Genomic DNA, 16,617 nt, shown 5'->3' on the forward strand with positions numbered 1-16,617 from the left:
AGGAGAGTCCCATGCAGATCGGCAGCTTTTTCCGTACCGCCAGCGGCTACGAAGGCATCATCGAGACGGCGACGCTCGACATCCGCATCTCGATCGTCCCGGCCGAGGCGAGCGACGCCGACAAGGCGCCGGACTGGCGCGTTCATCGCGGCGACGGCGGCGAAGGGCCAGAGATCGGCGCGGGCTGGAACGAGACCGGCGAACGCGCCGGGGACTACGTCTCGCTGCGCATCGACGATCCCGCCTTCGCGCAGCCGCTCCGCGCCGCGCTGTTCCAGAACACCGGCGACAAGTCGGCCTGGTCGCTGCGCTGGAACCGCCAGCCGAAGTCGCGCGAGCAGGACTGATCCGGTGCGCTTGTCCATCATCCCTTTGTTCGCGGGAAAGCCGTCTCATCCCTCCGTCCCGCTCGGTCGCAGGCCGGCCGGGGCGCGCAGCGAAGGTCAAGGGCGGCCGCAGGCCGGCGCAGCGCGCGCACCCTTGAGCGTAGCGAGCACGCTGGCAGGCTGGCGGCGGAGTGGAGTCGGATCGGCGTTGGCATTGGCCGTCGCGCTGCTGTCCGGCGGGGCTGCGCCGGTCGCGGCGACGGCGCAGGATTTGCCGGCCGCGCGATCGGCGGCGGTTCATCCCTACGCCGGCCACGTCGCCGATGCCGCGCGGCGGTTCGGCATCCCCGAGGCATGGATATGGGCGGTGATGCGCGTCGAGAGCGGCGGCAACTCGCGCGCCGTCTCGCGCGCGGGTGCGATGGGATTGATGCAGATCATGCCCGCGACCTGGACCGATCTTCGCGCGCGATATGGCCTCGGCGCTGACCCGTTCGACGTGCGCGACAACATCATGGCGGGCGCGGCCTATCTGCGCGCGATGCACGACCGATACGGCAACGCGAGCGCGATGCTGGCGGCCTATAATGCGGGACCGGGCCGCTACGACGACTTCGTGTCGCACGGCCGCCCGCTGCCGCCCGAGACGGTCGGCTACCTCGCCCAGCTCACCGCCGCCATCGGCACGTCGGGCGCTGCGGAGGTGGCGGTTAGCGCGCCGCCCGATCCGTTCGCCTGGCGACGTGCCGCACTGTTCGTCCGCACCGCGAGCGCCGCGTCCGAGGGCGTCTCCGTGCAGTCGGACGATGAAGAACCCGCGCCCGAACTGCCGACCGATGGGGCGACATCCGGCGACGTTAGCGCCGTCGCTCTTCCTGCCAGCGAGCCGGCGGACACGCTGTTCGTCCCCCGCGCCCGCGCGGGCCGACCGCAATGATCCGCGCGTCATCCCCATCATCCGTCCCGAGCAGGAAAGTGGCTGGGGAGGGAGAAAACGGCAGGGACAGACGAGGGCAAGATATAAGCCGCACCCCGTTTCGCCGAAAAGCCAAGGCTTTTCCGTGGCTTCATGCGGGGGCGTCGGTCGGCGCGCGTGCCGCGCGGAAGGGAAAAGCAAGCAAAATCAACGTCTCGAATGGCACCACGGGCCATTTACGGCCGAAAGCGGCCCGGCCGTGAGCGAGGACAGTGAGTTCCGCGTTCGGCCGGGCAAGGCCAAGCGCAGCAAGGCGCAGGGCCGCAATGCGCGCGGCCTGGTGGCCGAGGTGCTGCGCGTGGCCGCGATCCACAGCGGAGGCCGGCGCACCGGGGGCGGCTCGCGCCGAGGTCGCCAATCCAGTTTCGGGCGGGGACGAACAGCATTTGCCCGCAGCCGGTTATTCGGATCGGGCCGTCGAGTGATGGTGAAGGCGCTACCCGTGAACCATCGCAGTCGCGGGGGCCGACGCATGGCGCCGCTGTCCGCGCACGTCGCCTATTTGAAGCGCGAAGGCGTCACCCGTGACCGTTCCCCGACGCGCATGTTCGACGCGGCCGGAGACAATGCCGACGATCGCGCATTCACCGAGCGGTGCAAGGATGACCGGCATCATTTCCGCATCATCGTCTCGCCGGAGGATGCGGCCGAGCTGACCGACCTACGCGAATACACCCGCGATCTCGTGCGGCAGATGGAAACGGATTTGGGGACGCGGCTCGATTGGGTCGCGGTCGATCATTGGAACACCGACAACCCGCACGTTCATATGCTCGTGCGCGGTGTCACCGACACCGGCACCGATCTCGTCATGGCGCGGGACTATATCAGCCACAACCTGCGCTCCCACGCCGAGGAGCTGGCGCAGGCCGAACTTGGGCCGAAGCCTGAGCATGAAGTGCAGCGCGCGCTCGACCGAGAAGTGACGGCCGAGCGCTGGACGCGGCTCGATACCGAGATCGGCCGCGCGGCCGACGAACTGGGGGTCATCGACCTGCGCCCCGAGCGGCCCGGTCCGGCCGATCCGCGCCTCCGCCGGTTAATGGTCGGCCGCTTGCAGCATCTGGAGACGATGGGGCTCGCCGCTGAGGGTGAGCCCGGACAGTGGGCGGTTGCCGAAGGCGCGCAAGGCAAGCTGCGCGAGCTGGCCGCGCGCGGCGACATTATCCGCACCATCGGACAGGCTCTGAAAGATCACGGGCAGGACCGGCCGCTGGAAAGCTACGCGGTTGTGAGCGGCGCGCCGGAAAAGCCAATCGTCGGCCGGCTGATCGACAAGGGGTTGCACGACGAGCTGTATGGCGCGGCCTATGCCGTGATCGACGGCACGGACGGCCGCACCCATCATGTGCGGCTGCCCGGAATTGAAGCGCTGGAGCAAAGCCCGACGCTCGGCGGGATCGTCGAGCTGCGCGCTATAGGCAAGCCGGGCGAGCCGAAGCCCACCCTGATCCTCGCCACGCGATCGGACCTCGACCTCGCCGCGCAGGTGAAGGCGCCCGGCGCGACCTGGCTTGACCATCGGCTGATCGAGCGCGGCACGGGTGTCGCGGATGGCGGGTTCGGTGCGGAGGTGTGCCGTGCGATGGACGCGCGCACCGATCATCTTGTCCGCGAGGGGCTGGCGCGCCGCTATGGCCAACGCGCGGTGTTCGAGCGCGGCTTGCTCGACACGCTGCGCAAGCGCGAGCTGGACGCCGTTGGCGCGAAGATCGCGGGCGAAACGGGCCTTGCGTATCGCCCGACCACCTCCGGCGAGAAGATTGCCGGCGTAGTCCGCCAGCGCCTCGCACTCGCCTCCGGTCGCTTCGCCATGATCGACGACGGGCTCGGCTTCCGTCTCGTGCCCTGGGCCAGCGCGCTCGAACAGCAGCTCGGTCGCCAAGTGTCCGGTGTCGTTCGCGCTGGTGGCGGCATCGACCTAGCGCTCGGCCGCAAGCGCGGCCTCGGCCTCTGACAAGGAAACAGCCATGTCCGCGACGAAAATCCTGTGGGGCCAGATCATCGCTGTCTTTCTGATCGTGCTCGCAGGTGTGTGGGGCGCGACGCAATGGACCGCCGCGGCCTTGGCCTATCAACCCGAGCTGGGGCCGCCCTGGTTCATCGTCGGCGGCTGGCGTGTCTATCCGCCGCCGGCCTTCTTTTGGTGGTGGTTCTCGTTCGACGCATACGCGCCAGCCATCTTCAAGACCGGCGCATTCATCGCCGCGTCGGGCGGGTTCGTGTCAATCGCCGTCGCCATTGGAATGTCTGTGTGGCGTGCGCGCGAGTTGAAGAACGCCGAGACCTACGGCTCGGCACGCTGGGCGACAACGCGCGAGGTTCGGGCGGCCGGGCTGCTGGGCGCGAACGGCGTCGTGCTCGGCAGACTCGACCGGGACTATCTGCGCCACGATGGCCCCGAGCATGTGCTGTGCTTCGCTCCGACGCGGAGCGGCAAGGGCGTCGGGTTGGTTGTGCCGTCGCTACTCACCTGGCCGGCCTCCGCGATCGTCCACGACATAAAAGGCGAGAACTGGTCGCTGACCTCGGGCTTCCGCGCGCGACACGGCCGCGTGCTGCTGTTCGATCCGACCAATGCCGCATCGGCTGCCTACAACCCGTTGCTGGAAGTGCGGCGCGGCCAATGGGAGGTGCGCGATGTGCAGAATGTGGCGGACGTGCTGGTCGATCCCGAAGGCAGCCTGGAGCGCCGGAACCATTGGGAAAAAACGTCGCACTCGCTGCTGGTCGGCGCGATCCTTCACGTCCTCTATGCCGAGCCGGACAAGACGTTGGCCGGCGTCGCGTCGTACCTCTCCGATCCATCTCGCACGATCGAGCAGACGCTGGCCGCGATGATGGCGACGCCGCACCTTGGCGAAGCCGGCGTTCATCCCGTCGTCGCCAGCGCGGCGCGAGAGCTGCTGAACAAGTCGGATAACGAGCGGTCGGGCGTGCTCAGCACGGCCATGTCGTTCCTCGGTCTCTACCGCGATCCTGTTGTGGCGCAGGTCACGCGGGCCTGCCAGTGGCGCATATCGGATCTGGTGGGGGGCGAACGGCCGGCGACGCTCTATCTGGTCGTGCCGCCCAGCGACATATCGCGCACCAAGCCACTCATCCGCCTCATCCTCAACCAGATCGGGCGCCGTTTGACCGAGGAGCTGACCCCGAAGGGCAACCGCCACCGCGTGCTCCTGATGCTCGACGAGTTTCCCGCCTTAGGCCGGCTCGACTTCTTCGAGTCTGCCTTGGCGTTCATGGCCGGCTACGGGCTCAAGGCGTTCCTGATCGCGCAGAGCCTCAATCAGATCGAGAAGGCTTACGGCCCGAACAACGCGATCCTCGACAACTGCCACGTCCGCGTGAGCTTCGCCACCAACGATGAGCGGACCGCCAAGCGCGTCTCGGACGCGCTCGGCACCGCGACCGAGATGCGGGCGATGAAGAACTATGCGGGTCACAGGCTTTCGCCCTGGCTCGGGCATCTGATGGTGTCGCGGTCAGAGACCGCTCGCCAGCTCCTCACGCCGGGCGAGGTGATGCAGCTGCCGCCCGATGACGAGATCGTCATGGTGGCGGGCGTCCATCCGATCCGGGCGAAGAAGGCCCGCTACTACCGCGACGCACGGTTCGCCGAACGTATCATGTCCGCGCCCACCCCTGACGCCGCCCAGGTCCGGCGCGATGACTGGACGGGCCGCGCCGTCATCGCCGATCCCGCCGCCGTGGCGCAGATCGTCCGTTCGGCGGAGGACGCGGCGAACGGCGGATTGCGCCGCGAACCCGAACTGCCGGAGCATGTCGCCATCGCGCCCGAGACCTCGCCACCGCCCGCGCAGGAGTTTGCGATCATGGACGACGAACCCGACGACGCCGCGCGGCAGGCGGCGGTGCGGCGCCGGATGCAGGGGCTCGCGCGGCAAGCGTCGCTCGACCCCGGCGATGGTATCGAGCTGTAGGCGGCGATCATGCGCGTCCGGCTCAATGTCTATTTTCCGCCAGCGCTCGCCAAGCAGGTTGACGAGCTGGCGATCCGCCGCCGCATCTCTCGCTCGGCAATCGTGGAGGCGGCGGTCGCCTCCTACCTCTCGCCGGACGGCGCCGACCGGATGGAGGCGGCGTTCGCTCGACGGCTCGATCGCTTGTCGCGTCAGGTCCAGCGGCTTGAGCGCGACACCGGACTCACGATTGAGGCACTGACGTTGTTTGTGCGGTTCTGGCTGACGGTGACGCCGCCATTGCCCGACGAGGATCAAGCGGCCGCGCAGGTGAAGGGACGCAAGCGCTACGAGGGTTTCGTCGAGACGCTCGGCCGGCGCTTCGCCAGCGGCAAGAGCTTGAGGGACGAGATACCGGAAGATGTCTGGCCGCGCTCCACTTCGACTGAGTCGGACTGAATAGACACGCCAACCACCGCGTAGTCGAAAAGCAATTCCGCCGCCGACCACGTATCTGCCGCCCCCTCTACTACGCCAGCAAGTAGCTGTTGCGGCAGAAGTATTTATGCGTCTCTTGCTGTGCCCCGACAGCCGGGCGGCGGTTCGCCCGGCCCTTCGCAGGGCCAGTTCCTTGACCGTTCATCCGATCCGATCCGAGGCCAAGACGCGCGGCGCGCGGATGCTGCGCACCGCGCTCGGGCCGTCGATCTCGGCATGGCTGGACGACCCGACCGTGATCGAGGTGATGCTAAACCCGGACGGGAGGTTGTGGCTCGATCGGCTCGGCGAAGGCGTTAGCGATACCGGCGAGACGCTGACCGCCGCCGATGGCGAACGCATCGTGCGCCTGGTCGCTCATCATGTCGGCGTCGAGGTTCATGCGCGCAGTCCCCGCGTGTCGGCAGAACTGCCCGAGGGCGGCGAACGATTCGAGGGCTTGCTGCCGCCTGTCGTAGCGGCTCCCGCCTTCGCTATCCGCAAGCCCGCCGTCGCGGTGTTCACGCTTGACGACTACGCCACCGCCGGGATCATGTCGGCCGACGCGGCGACGGCGCTGCGCGAAGGCGTATCGGCTCGCGCCAACATTCTCGTCGCCGGCGGCACCGGCAGCGGCAAGACCACGCTGGTCAACGCGCTCTTGGCCGAAGTCGCCAAGACGACCGACCGCATCGTTCTGATCGAAGACACGCGCGAGCTGCAATGCGCTGCGCCCAACCTCGTCGCCATGCGGACGAAGGACGGCGTGGTGTCGCTGTCCGAGCTGGTCCGTTCGTCGTTACGGCTTAGGCCGGATCGCATCCCGATCGGAGAGGTGCGCGGCGCCGAGGCGCTCGACCTCATCAAAGCCTGGGGCACCGGCCATCCGGGCGGCATCGGAACCATTCACGCCGGCACCGCACTTGGCGCGCTCCGCCGCATGGAGCAACTCGTTCAAGAGGCGGTCGTGACAGTCCCTCGCGCGCTGATCGCCGAGACCATCGACCTGATCGCCGTGCTGGTCCGTGACGCGCACGGCCGGCGTCTCGCCGAGCTGGCCCGCGTCGAAGGACTCGACGCCGCGACCGGCGACTACCGCCTTACCCTGCTTCCCAAACCCCAGCCCGGAGACCTGCCATGATCCATGCCATTCGGCATGGCGCGCGTCGCGCCATGCTCGCCACCACCGCCAGCGTCGTCGCGCTGACCTTTGCCGTTCCGGCCCACGCGGGCGGATCGTCGATGCCGTGGGAAGCGCCGCTGCAAAGCATCCTCGAAAGCATCGAGGGGCCGGTGGCGAAAATCGTCGCGGTCATCATCATCATCGTGACCGGCCTGACGCTGGCTTTCGGCGATACTTCCGGCGGCTTCCGCCGGCTGATCCAGATCGTGTTCGGTCTCAGCATCGCCTTTGCCGCGTCGAGCTTCTTCCTGTCGTTCTTCTCGTTCGGCGGCGGGGCGCTCGTCTGATGCAGGACGCAGCCGAACCGATCGCGGGCTTCTATGCCCCCGTCCACCGGGCGCTGACCGAGCCGATTTTGCTCGGCGGCGCGCCGCGGTCGCTCGCCATCGTCAACGGGACGCTGGCCGGCGCGATCGGGCTCGGCCTGCGTCTCTGGATCGCCGGCCTGGTCATCTGGGCGATCGGCCACGCGCTTTCCGTATGGGTTGCACGACGCGATCCGCAGTTCGTGGACGTGGCCCGGCGCCATCTCCGCTTCCCGACATGGATGCAGCCATGATGAGCTTGCGCGAATATCGCAGCAAGGCCGCGTACCTTGCGGACTTCCTGCCTTGGGCCGCGTTGGTCGGCGAAGGTGTCGTGCTCAACAAGGACGGTTCGTTCCAGCGCACCGCACGCTTCCGCGGCCCTGATCTCGACAGTGCGACGCCGGCCGAGCTGGTCGCCACCACGGCACGCTTGAACAGTTCACTCCGGCGCCTGGGCTCCGGTTGGGCGATCTTCGTGGAGGCGCAGCGCAGTCCCGCGCTCGATTACCCCGAGTCCGAGTTTCCCGATCCCGTTTCTGCGCTGGTCGATATGGAGCGCCGCGAACAGTTCCGTGAGGAAGGCGCGCATTTCGAGAGCGCCTATTTCCTGACGTTGCTGTGGATGCCGCCGGCCGAGGACGCCGCGCGGGCCGAAGGCTGGCTTTACGAGGGCCGGTCCACCACCGGCGTCGATCCGTGGGAGCTGCTCAAAGGCTTCACCGATCGTAGCGACCGCGTGCTCAATTTGGTCGAGGGTTTCGTGCCCGAGGTCCGCTGGCTCGATGACGGCGAGACGCTGACCTACCTCCACTCGACGATCTCGACGCGGCGACAGCGTGTGCGCGTGCCGGAAACCCCGATGCACCTCGACGCGCTGCTCGCCGATGAGCCGTTGACCGGCGGGCTGGAACCTTGCCTGGGCGACCATCATCTCCGCATCCTCACCATTACCGGCTTTCCCAGCTCGACGTTTCCGGGGCTGCTCGACGAGCTGAACCGACTGGCGTTCGGCTATCGCTGGTCCACCCGCGCGATCATGCTCGACAAGACCGACGCGACGAAGCTGCTTACCCGCATCCGTCGCCAGTGGTTCGCCAAGCGCAAATCCGTCGCCGCCATCTTGAAGGAGGTGATGACCAACGAGGCGAGCACGCTGCTCGACAGCGACGCCTCGAACAAGGCCGCCGACGCCGACACCGCCTTGCAGGAGCTGGGCGCCGACTATGCCGGCATGGCCTATGTCACCGCCACGGTGACGGTGTGGGACCGCGATCCCGCCATCGCGGCCGAGAAGCTGAGGCTCGTCGAGAAGGTTATTCAGGGCCGCGATTTCACCGTCATTCCCGAGGGCATGAACGCGATCGAGGCGTGGCTGGGCAGCCTTCCCGGCCACACCTACGCCAATGTTCGCCAGCCCCCGATTTCCACCATCAATCTCGCCCACCTGATCCCCCTGTCAGCAGTATGGGCGGGGCCGGAACGGGACGAGCATTTCGGTGCAGCCCCCTTGCTCTACGCAAGAACCGAAGGCTCGACCCCGTTCCGGTTTTCCCTTCACGTCGGCGATGTCGGCCACACGCTGATTGTCGGCCCGACCGGCGCCGGCAAATCGGTCCTGCTCGCGCTGATGGCGATGCAGTTCCGCCGTTACGAGAACAGCCAGGTCTTTGCCTTCGACTTCGGCGGCAGCATCCGCGCCGCCTCGATCGGCATGGGCGGCGACTGGCAGGATCTCGGCGGAATGCTTGCCGACGAAACCGGCGACGGGGTGCAGCTCCAACCGCTCGCCCGCATCGACGATCCGGCCGAGCGAGCGTGGGCGGCGGAATGGCTGGCGGCGATCCTCGCGTCCGAAGGCGTCGCGGTCGATCCGCAGGCTAAGGAGCATATCTGGTCGGCGCTCAACTCCCTGGCGTCGGCGCCGGTTAGCGAACGCACGCTGACCGGCCTTGCCGTGCTGTTGCAGAACCAGCAGCTCAAACAGGCGCTCGCCTCGTATTGCATCGGCGGGCCGTGGGGCCGGCTTCTCGACGCCGAGGACGAGCGCTTGGGCGAAGCCGCCGTGCAGGCGTTCGAGACCGAAGGACTGGTCGGCGCCGGCTCCGCCGCCGCCGTTTTGTCCTACCTGTTCCACCGGATCGGCGGGCGGCTGGACGGCTCGCCCACACTCATCATCATCGACGAGGGCTGGCTGGTTCTCGACAGCCCGGACTTCGCAGCGCAGCTCCGCGAGTGGCTGAAGACCCTTCGCAAGAAGAACGCCAGCGTCGTCTTTGCCACGCAGAGCCTTGCGGACATCGAAACGTCGAGCATCGCCCCGGCCATCATCGAAAGCTGCCCGACGCGCATCTTCCTGCCGAACGAGCGCGCCGCCGAGCCGCAGATCGCCGCCATCTACGAGCGGTTCGGGCTTAACGCCCGCCAGATCGAAATCCTCAGCCGGGCGATACCCAAGCGCGACTATTATTGCCAGTCGCGGCGCGGCAACCGGCTGTTCGAGCTGGGGCTGGGCGAGGTCGCGCTGGCCTTCGCCGCCGCGTCGGCCAAGGCCGATCAGCTCCGCATCGCCGACATCATCGAGACTCACGGCCAAACCGCATTCGCGGCCGAATGGCTGCGCCATCGCGGCTGCGCCTGGGCGATCGAGCTTCTTCCCCCCCGCCAGCAGGAGTTACCGCTATGACCCGACTTCCCCTGCGCCGCGCCATTCTGGCCGGCGTCCTCGCCACCGCGACCATCGCGCCGATCGCGGCGCCCGTGCCGGCCTACGCGCAGTTCGGCGGGATCGTCTATGACCCGACCAACTATGCGCAGAACGTGCTGACCGCCGCGCGCACGCTGGAGCAGATCAACAATCAGATTCGCCAGATACAGAATCAGGCGACTTCGTTGCTCAACGAGGCCCGCAATCTGGCGAGCCTCCCGCAATCCTCGCTCGCCGAGTTGCAGGGCCAGGTGCGCCAGACCCAGCAGTTGCTCGGCCAGGCGCAGCGCATCGCCTATGACTTGGGCCAGATCGACCAGGCTTTCACCAGCCGATACACAGCCGGCGCCATGTCGGTCCCGCAACGGCAGCTCGTCGCAAATGCGCGCGAGCGGTGGGAGACCAGCGTAGGCGCGTTTCAGGACGCGCTCCGCGTTCAGGCCGGCGTCGTTGGAAATATCGACGGCTCGCGCGCGACGATGAACCGCCTCGTGTCGGCGAGCCAATCATCTCAAGGCGCGCTCCAAGCGGCTCAGGCCGGCAACCAGCTTCTCGCGCTGCAATCGCAGCAGCTCGCCGACATCGCGGCGTTGCTGGCCGCTCAAGGCCGAGCGCAATCGCTGGAGGCGGCGCGAAATGCAGCCGCCGAAGCCGAGGGGCGCGAGCGCCTCCGCCGCTTCCTCGGCAACTGAGCCGATGTCGGCAGCCGTCAAGATCGCCGGCGTCGCCACGCTGGCAGGGCTCATGATGACGGTGGCGGTGATCGCCGCCGTCACCGAGCCGCGCGTGCCGGAGGCGGCCAACGCCGTGGCGGCACGCGCCGAGCGCGATCCCTTAGCGGCGGAACTCGCGCGTTGCCGCGCGCTCACCATGCCGGATTCCGGCTGCGAGGCGGCATGGGCGGCGCATCAACGCCGGTTCTTCGGCAGGGAAGGCAATCAGCGGTGAACGACACCGGCATCATCGACAACTTCCTACAGGTTTTCACGACCTACATCGACAGCGGGTTCGGACTGCTCGGCGGCGAGATCGCGTTCCTTTCGACCACGCTGATCGCCATCGACCTGACGATTGCCGGTCTGTTCTGGGCATGGGGCGCCGACGAGGACGTGCTTCAGCGCCTCATCAAAAAGACGCTCTACATCGGCGTCTTTGCCTTCATCATCGGCAATTTCTCGACACTGGCGACGATCGTGTTCCAGTCTTTCGCCGGGCTGGGCTTGAAGGCGACGGGCGATGCCATGAGCATCGCCGACTTCATGCGCCCCGGCTTCATCGCCGCGACCGGCTTGGATGCGGGTGAGCCGCTGGTCGTTGCTGCGGGCGAGCTGGTCGGTCCAATCTCATTCTTCACCAACTTCGTTCAGATCGTCGTGTTGCTGCTCGCTTGGGCGCTTGTCGTCATCGCCTTCTTCATCCTGGCGATCCAGATTTTCGTGACGCTGATCGAGTTCAAGCTGGTGACGCTCGCCGGCTTCGTGCTGTTGCCGTTCGCCTTCTTCAGCAAGACCGCCTTCATGGCCGAGAAGGTGTTGGGCCATGTCGTCTCCACCGGCATCAAAGTTCTCGTGCTCGCCGTCATCACCGGCATCGGCACGACGTTGTTCAGTCAATTCACCGCCGCCGCTGGCCCAGAGCCCACGCTGGAGCAAGCGATGTCGATCGCGCTCGGCGCGCTGTCGCTGCTTGGCTTGGCGATCTTCGGCCCCGGCGTAGCGAACGGCATCGTCTCAGGCGGGCCGGCCCTCGGCGCGGGCGCAGCCGCCGGGACCGCGCTGGCCGCAAGCGGCGCGCTGGTTGGCGGTGCAGCCGCCGCACGCCTCGGCGCCGGCGCGGCTGCAAGCGCGATCGGCGGCGCGGCACGAGGGAGCGCCTTTGCTTCCGGCGCCGCCAGCAGCGCCTATGCGCTCGGCTCGGCAGGCAAGACCGGCGCAGCCGCCGTCGCGGGTGGCGCGGCCGGTGTCGGCCAAGCGGCGGCGGGTGCGGCGATTTCCCCGCTACGGAAAGCCGCCGCGTCCCTGAAAGACAGCTATCGCGCCGGCGGTCGCGCAGCAGTCACCGCGACGCGAGGCACGATTTCAGGAGGTGCTTCGCCATCGGCACCAGCCTCCGACGACAGGCCCGCTTGGGCATCGGCCATGAAGCGCCGCCAGACCATGACCCACGGCGCGACGATCGCCGCCCACACCCTACGTTCCGGCGACGGCGGGGGAAGCGGCTCGTCCGTCGATCTCCATCAGAAGGACTAGCTGCCATGTTCCGACGACCGACCATCCGCTACGGCCAGACCCCCGAACCGACCACGCCCTATCAGCGCGCCGCCCAAGCCTGGGACGACAGGATCGGTTCGGCGCGCGTGCAGGCGAAGAACTGGCGTCTCGCATTTTTCGGCACGCTCGCCCTTTCGGGCGGCCTGGCTGGCGGCCTCGTCTGGCAATCGGCCCGTGGCCATATCGTCCCTTGGGTGGTGCAGGTCGATCGGCTCGGCGAGGCGCAGGCGGTCGCGCCGGCCGAGGCCGGCTATCGCCCGACCGATCCGCAGATCGCGTTCCATCTCGCCCGCTTCATCGAGCAAGTCAGGAGCGTGCCGGCCGATCCGGTCATCGTTCGTCAGAACTGGCTTCGCGCCTATGACTTCACCACCGATCGGGGCGCGGTCGCGCTCAACGATTACGCTCGCGCCAACGACCCGTTCGCCAACGTCGGGCGGGTGCAGGTGGCGGTGGACGTATCAAGCGTCATCCGCGCGTCACCGGACAGCTTCCGCGTCGCCTGGACGGAGCGACGCTATCAGGACGGCAGCCTCGCCGCCACCGAACGCTGGTCGGCGATCCTCACCATCGTCGTGCAGCCGCCTCGCACGCCGGACGCACTCCGCAAGAATCCGCTCGGTGTGTTCGTCAATGCCCTCAACTGGTCAAAGGAGCTGTCGCAATGATCGGCATTCCCTTCCGGCGCGCCGTCACCGCCGCGCTGCTCGTTTCCGCCTCCGCGCTCGCCGGCTGTGCCACTACTTCCGCTCGGCCGCCCGCTATCGCATATGACGATCCACCGCGCGAAGTCGCCGCGACGCCGGCCGCCGAGCCGCCGCGCCCGGTGGAGATCGTTACGATTCCTGAACCGTTGCCGCTTCCCGGTCAGCTCAAGCCATTGCCGGATGCCCCTCGCGTGTCAGAGCCTGCCGATCCCCGTAGGCGCGTCGGCGATGCAAACGCCGCCGCGCGGGTGCAGCCGGCCCGTGACGGCTTCCTCAACGCCATCCAGCAATATCCCTGGACGGACGGCGCGCTCTATCAGATCTATACCGCGCCCGGCCAAGTGACGGACATCGCCTTACAGGAGGGCGAGCAGCTCGTTGGGCCGGGGCCGGTAGCAGCCGGCGACACCGTGCGCTGGATCATCGGCGATACTATCAGCGGCGGCGGGCCGGCAGCGCGAGTGCATATCCTCGTCAAACCGACGAGGCCGGACCTCGCCACCAACCTCGTCATCAACACCGATCGGCGCACCTATCATCTGGAGCTGCGCGCGACACCTGCGACCTACATGGCCTCAGTGTCGTGGACCTACCCGCAAGATCAGCTCATCGCGCTACGCGGCGGCAACATCGCCGCTGCGACGGTCGCGCCGGCCGCGACCGGCGTGGATGTGACTTCGCTCAATTTCCGTTATCGCATCGAGGGCGACCGCGCCCCGTGGCGTCCCATTCGTGCGTTCGACGACTCCCGGCAGGTGTTCATCGAGTTTCCGGCGGGGATCTCGCAGGGCGAGATGCCGCCGCTGTTCGTTACCGGCGCGGCCGGGGACGCCGAGCTAGTCAATTATCGCGTGCAGGGCCGCTACATGGTGGTGGACCGGCTGTTCGCCGCCGCCGAACTGCGCCTGGGCGATCGGCGCAATGAACAGCGCGTCCGCATCGTGCGCGACGACGGACGGGAGCGGCGGCCGTGAACGATCGCACCGACATTCCCTCCGCCGAGCCGGCCGCGCCGCAGCCCCTTCCCGCCGATCCAAAGCCATTCCAGCTTCGACGCGATCCGCCCCGCGTCATGCGTCTGTCCCGCAAGGCGCTGACAGTCATAGGCGTGGCCGCCGGCCTCGGTATCGGCGGCTCGCTGATCTACGCGCTCAAACCGGCTGGTGAACGGCAGGCGGAAGAACTCTACAACACCGAGAGCCGCGCCACGGCCGAGACCATCACCTCGGGACCGAGGGACTATGCTCAAGCGCCGCGCCTTGGGCCACCACTTCCCGGCGACCTCGGCGGCCCGATCGTGTCCGCCCAGCAGCGCGGCGAGAACGTGCCCGTGCCGCCGATCGGCACGCAGCCGGCCCAACCCGATCCGCGCGCGCAGGCCGAGGAGGCTGCGCGCCAGCGCGCCCAGCAGGAACGTGACGCTGCCCGAATGAGTGGCGTATTCCTCGGCGGCAACGCGGGCAACGCCGGAACGGCGCCGGCCCCGTCGCTGATCTTGCCCGACCAAGCCGCGCAGCTAACGCAGCAGGCGAGCGCAGCGCAGGGCGATCAAGCTGGCCGGCGCGCTTTCATGGCGCAAGCCTCGAACCAGCGAACGGTGAGCGCGGAGCGGCTGATCGCACCCCCGTCGCCCAACATCGTGCAGGCCGGAAGCATCATCCCGGCCGCGCTCATCACCGGGATCAGGTCCGATCTTCCCGGCCAGATAACGGCGCAGGTTACGCAGAACGTCTATGACAGCCCGACAGGCCGCATCTTGCTCATCCCGCAAGGTGCCCGGCTGATCGGCGAATACGACAGCGAGATCACCGCCGGGCAGACCCGTGTTCTCCTCGCCTGGGACCGGCTCATCATGCCGGACGGGCGCTCGATCGTTCTCGAGCGCCAGCCAGGCGCGGACGGCGCTGGGTTCGCCGGCCTACAGGATCGCGTGAATCAGCATTGGGGCAATCTGCTCAGGGCGGCGGCCGTCTCGACTCTGCTCGGCGTCGGCGCCGAGTTGGGCGCGGACAGCGAGGATGACTTGACCCGCGCGTTACGGCGCGGCTCGCAGGACACGATCAATCAGACCGGCCAGCAGATCGTTCGGCGGCAGCTCAACGTGCAGCCGACCCTTACCATCCGGCCGGGCCATCCGCTGCGCGTGGTCATCACCCGCGACCTAGTGCTCGAACCTTTGGGAGCGTCACGATGACGAAATTGAAGCTGGGGCCATTGGTGGACGATCGGCCTGTCAAACTGACGGTGGAGCTACCCGCCGGGGTCCACCGCGATCTTGTAGCCTACGCCGCCGCGCTCGCGGCGGAGACCGGCCAGCAACCTATGCCGCCTGAAAAGCTGGTGGCGCCTATGCTTGCGCGCTTCATGGACACCGACCGCGGCTTTCGTCGCCACCGCGCGCAAGGCAGTTAAGGGGTTCCCGGCTTCTCAGTTGCCGGTGAAACGCTTGAAGCGATCGCGGCTATCGGCCTCGATAACTGCCTGCTCGGCGTTGGCGCATTCATCACCGCGCACCGAACCGTCTCGACACGCTGCTACGATCTGCCGAGCCTCGTCGATATTGGCCGCAAAATACTGCGTCCCGCGCGCTGCGGTCGGCTGCGGCGCGGCCGGGGCCGGACTGACGGCGACGGCTGTTTGGCTAAGGGGGGCGATGACCGGCCGCAAGACAAAGCCGCCTGCGAAGCCGATGACCAAAGTGACAAGCACGATGATGATGGTCCTGCCTTGCGACATCAAAAATTTACTCCACCGACTGGCCGCCTAATTTACTGGAATCTTGGCGAGAAATCAAAAGAGAGCGCATAGCGGGCCTTGATAAATCCAAGAAAGCGCCGCAACGCTGGATTGCGATTGTCGTCTCGCCAGCAACCCGAGTATCCGGTCAGTGCCGGTCCTTGTTCGCCATGAATCGGCCGATAGACGACACTAGGATAGGTCGCTCCGGTCGATCCCTCGCAGACAATGGTAACACCCGAGTTGACGCCGAGGATGCTCAGCACGGTCTCACGGCTCGCCCGCGACATTCGGATGTCAGGCTTACCGCCCGAGATTGGAAGTCTGCCAAGCAACATGTCGCGGATTTCAGGGCCGGGATCGGCCGCGGGCAGAAGGAAGTGCTCGCCCCGAAGATCCGTCCAGTGAATTATGTCCCGTCTAGCCAACGGATGCGAGGCGGGCAACGCGGCTAGCATCCGCTCGCTCCATAGCGGCTCGCAGCGAAATCCGTTGTGGCTGGGCGTCCCCATCAGGATCGCTACGTCGATTTCGCCCGTGTCGAGCCCAGCGAGCAGAACGCTGCGATCAGCCTCGACGCATTCCAGTTCGACGTCAGGATGCGCCTCGCGCCAGCTAATGAGGGTCGCCCGGAGATTGCCGGCGGAGACCGAGCTATTGTACCCGAGCAATAGACCGCCAGCGCGGCCCTGGCCGGCTGCGAGCATCATGGTGACTAGCTTATCTGCCGTTGCCACCATTGGTCGCGCGCCACGAATGAACGCGGCTCCGGCCAGCGTCGTTTTGACCCCAGCCCGCGACCGCTCGAAGATAGACATTCCGATCGAGCGCTCCAACTTCGAGATGGAGCGACTGAGGGTCGATTGTTCAATATCAAGTGCCCGGGCGGCTCTGTAAAAACTACCATGGTCCGCCGCGGCGATAGCATAACAAAGCTGGCGGATTTCAAATGGCAAGCAGAACTCCTTACTCCGTTCGGTGATACCAGCTACCTGCCAGAAACAATT

At 67.3% G+C, this 16,617-nt stretch carries 18 protein-coding genes; 16 read left to right on the forward strand and 2 right to left on the reverse strand.

From position 1 onward, the window contains the following. Positions 1–11: 11 nt before the first annotated feature. From HJG44_RS15565 to HJG44_RS15640, 16 genes are all read left to right on the forward strand, one after another. Complete coding sequence (locus HJG44_RS15565; protein WP_088712617.1) at positions 12–347, forward strand: DUF736 domain-containing protein; 336 nt, start codon at positions 12–14, stop codon at positions 345–347. Positions 348–534: 187 nt separating this feature from the next. Further along, entirely contained in the window at positions 535–1,263 is a 729-nt protein-coding gene (locus HJG44_RS15570; RefSeq protein WP_246429797.1) for a lytic transglycosylase domain-containing protein, read from the forward strand. A gap of 238 nt (positions 1,264–1,501) precedes the next feature. Further along, the gene (locus HJG44_RS15575; protein WP_054725789.1) at positions 1,502–3,259 is read left to right on the forward strand and encodes a relaxase/mobilization nuclease domain-containing protein; all 1,758 of its coding nucleotides are present in this window, start codon (positions 1,502–1,504) and stop codon (positions 3,257–3,259) included. A 13-nt stretch (positions 3,260–3,272) separates the two neighbouring features. Beyond that, on the forward strand, positions 3,273–5,246 hold the full coding sequence (locus HJG44_RS15580; RefSeq protein ID WP_054725794.1) for a conjugal transfer protein TraG: 1,974 nt from the start codon (positions 3,273–3,275) through the stop codon (positions 5,244–5,246). A gap of 9 nt (positions 5,247–5,255) precedes the next feature. Further along, positions 5,256–5,684, forward strand: coding sequence for a ribbon-helix-helix domain-containing protein (locus HJG44_RS15585; protein WP_054725797.1), 429 nt, complete (start codon positions 5,256–5,258; stop codon positions 5,682–5,684). A 220-nt stretch (positions 5,685–5,904) separates the two neighbouring features. Continuing rightward, on the forward strand, positions 5,905–6,843 hold the full coding sequence (gene trbB / locus HJG44_RS15590) for a P-type conjugative transfer ATPase TrbB (protein WP_246429810.1): 939 nt from the start codon (positions 5,905–5,907) through the stop codon (positions 6,841–6,843). Between the two features lie 32 nt (positions 6,844–6,875). Further along, positions 6,876–7,172 carry a TrbC/VirB2 family type IV secretion system protein gene (locus HJG44_RS15595; protein WP_224199687.1) on the forward strand — a complete coding sequence of 99 codons (297 nt, stop codon included), beginning with the start codon at positions 6,876–6,878 and terminating at the stop codon, positions 7,170–7,172. Continuing rightward, positions 7,172–7,444, forward strand: coding sequence for a VirB3 family type IV secretion system protein (locus HJG44_RS15600; RefSeq protein WP_054725812.1), 273 nt, complete (start codon positions 7,172–7,174; stop codon positions 7,442–7,444). Before HJG44_RS15595 ends, HJG44_RS15600 begins: the two co-directional genes overlap by 1 nt. Further along, entirely contained in the window at positions 7,441–9,876 is a 2,436-nt protein-coding gene (gene trbE / locus HJG44_RS15605; protein ID WP_054725815.1) for a conjugal transfer protein TrbE, read from the forward strand. The genes HJG44_RS15600 and trbE overlap by 4 nt, the downstream gene beginning before the upstream one ends. Next, positions 9,873–10,589 carry a P-type conjugative transfer protein TrbJ gene (gene trbJ, locus HJG44_RS15610; RefSeq protein ID WP_054725818.1) on the forward strand — a complete coding sequence of 239 codons (717 nt, stop codon included), beginning with the start codon at positions 9,873–9,875 and terminating at the stop codon, positions 10,587–10,589. The genes trbE and trbJ overlap by 4 nt, the downstream gene beginning before the upstream one ends. A 4-nt stretch (positions 10,590–10,593) precedes the next feature. Next, on the forward strand, positions 10,594–10,845 hold the full coding sequence (gene trbK-alt / locus HJG44_RS15615; RefSeq protein ID WP_054725821.1) for a putative entry exclusion protein TrbK-alt: 252 nt from the start codon (positions 10,594–10,596) through the stop codon (positions 10,843–10,845). Further along, complete coding sequence (gene trbL / locus HJG44_RS15620; protein ID WP_088712619.1) at positions 10,842–12,146, forward strand: P-type conjugative transfer protein TrbL; 1,305 nt, start codon at positions 10,842–10,844, stop codon at positions 12,144–12,146. Before trbK-alt ends, trbL begins: the two co-directional genes overlap by 4 nt. 5 nt (positions 12,147–12,151) lie before the next feature. Further along, positions 12,152–12,835, forward strand: coding sequence for a conjugal transfer protein TrbF (trbF, locus tag HJG44_RS15625; protein ID WP_054725827.1), 684 nt, complete (start codon positions 12,152–12,154; stop codon positions 12,833–12,835). After that, positions 12,832–13,848 carry a P-type conjugative transfer protein TrbG gene (trbG, locus tag HJG44_RS15630; RefSeq protein WP_054725830.1) on the forward strand — a complete coding sequence of 339 codons (1,017 nt, stop codon included), beginning with the start codon at positions 12,832–12,834 and terminating at the stop codon, positions 13,846–13,848. The genes trbF and trbG overlap by 4 nt, the downstream gene beginning before the upstream one ends. Next, the gene (locus HJG44_RS15635) at positions 13,845–15,068 is read left to right on the forward strand and encodes a TraB/TrbI/VirB10 family type IV secretion system protein (RefSeq protein ID WP_088712620.1); all 1,224 of its coding nucleotides are present in this window, start codon (positions 13,845–13,847) and stop codon (positions 15,066–15,068) included. The genes trbG and HJG44_RS15635 overlap by 4 nt, the downstream gene beginning before the upstream one ends. Next, the gene (locus HJG44_RS15640; protein ID WP_054725836.1) at positions 15,065–15,286 is read left to right on the forward strand and encodes a DUF2274 domain-containing protein; all 222 of its coding nucleotides are present in this window, start codon (positions 15,065–15,067) and stop codon (positions 15,284–15,286) included. Before HJG44_RS15635 ends, HJG44_RS15640 begins: the two co-directional genes overlap by 4 nt. Positions 15,287–15,301: 15 nt before the next feature. Here HJG44_RS15640 and HJG44_RS15645 read toward each other — a convergent pair whose 3' ends face one another. Together HJG44_RS15645 and HJG44_RS15650 are read right to left on the reverse strand one after the other, a co-directional pair. Beyond that, positions 15,302–15,610, reverse strand: a complete 309-nt coding sequence (locus HJG44_RS15645; protein ID WP_054725841.1) for a hypothetical protein — start codon at positions 15,608–15,610, stop codon at positions 15,302–15,304. Positions 15,611–15,642: 32 nt separating this feature from the next. Continuing rightward, the gene (locus tag HJG44_RS15650) at positions 15,643–16,566 is read right to left on the reverse strand and encodes a LysR family transcriptional regulator (protein WP_158514424.1); all 924 of its coding nucleotides are present in this window, start codon (positions 16,564–16,566) and stop codon (positions 15,643–15,645) included. Between the last annotated feature and the right edge of the window lie 51 nt (positions 16,567–16,617).

This window comes from Enterovirga aerilata (assembly GCF_013044135.1).
In the GTDB taxonomy this organism is placed as follows: domain Bacteria; phylum Pseudomonadota; class Alphaproteobacteria; order Rhizobiales; family Beijerinckiaceae; genus Enterovirga; species Enterovirga aerilata.

Bases quoted from the DNA above. Each gene is read 5' to 3' on its own strand.
- HJG44_RS15585 (WP_054725797.1), top strand. From the start codon at position 5,256: ATGCGCGTCCGGCTCAATGTCTATTTTCCGCCAGCGCTCGCCAAGCAG.
- trbJ (WP_054725818.1), top strand. From the start codon at position 9,873: ATGACCCGACTTCCCCTGCGCCGCGCCATTCTGGCCGGCGTCCTCGCC.
- trbF (WP_054725827.1), top strand. From the start codon at position 12,152: ATGTTCCGACGACCGACCATCCGCTACGGCCAGACCCCCGAACCGACC.
- trbG (WP_054725830.1), top strand. From the start codon at position 12,832: ATGATCGGCATTCCCTTCCGGCGCGCCGTCACCGCCGCGCTGCTCGTT.
- trbB (WP_246429810.1), top strand. From the start codon at position 5,905: ATGCTGCGCACCGCGCTCGGGCCGTCGATCTCGGCATGGCTGGACGAC.
- HJG44_RS15595 (WP_224199687.1), top strand. From the start codon at position 6,876: ATGCTCGCCACCACCGCCAGCGTCGTCGCGCTGACCTTTGCCGTTCCG.
- HJG44_RS15600 (WP_054725812.1), top strand. From the start codon at position 7,172: ATGCAGGACGCAGCCGAACCGATCGCGGGCTTCTATGCCCCCGTCCAC.
- HJG44_RS15580 (WP_054725794.1), top strand. From the start codon at position 3,273: ATGTCCGCGACGAAAATCCTGTGGGGCCAGATCATCGCTGTCTTTCTG.
- trbE (WP_054725815.1), top strand. From the start codon at position 7,441: ATGATGAGCTTGCGCGAATATCGCAGCAAGGCCGCGTACCTTGCGGAC.
- trbK-alt (WP_054725821.1), top strand. From the start codon at position 10,594: ATGTCGGCAGCCGTCAAGATCGCCGGCGTCGCCACGCTGGCAGGGCTC.
- HJG44_RS15645 (WP_054725841.1), bottom strand. From the start codon at position 15,610: ATGTCGCAAGGCAGGACCATCATCATCGTGCTTGTCACTTTGGTCATC.
- HJG44_RS15565 (WP_088712617.1), top strand. From the start codon at position 12: ATGCAGATCGGCAGCTTTTTCCGTACCGCCAGCGGCTACGAAGGCATC.
- HJG44_RS15640 (WP_054725836.1), top strand. From the start codon at position 15,065: ATGACGAAATTGAAGCTGGGGCCATTGGTGGACGATCGGCCTGTCAAA.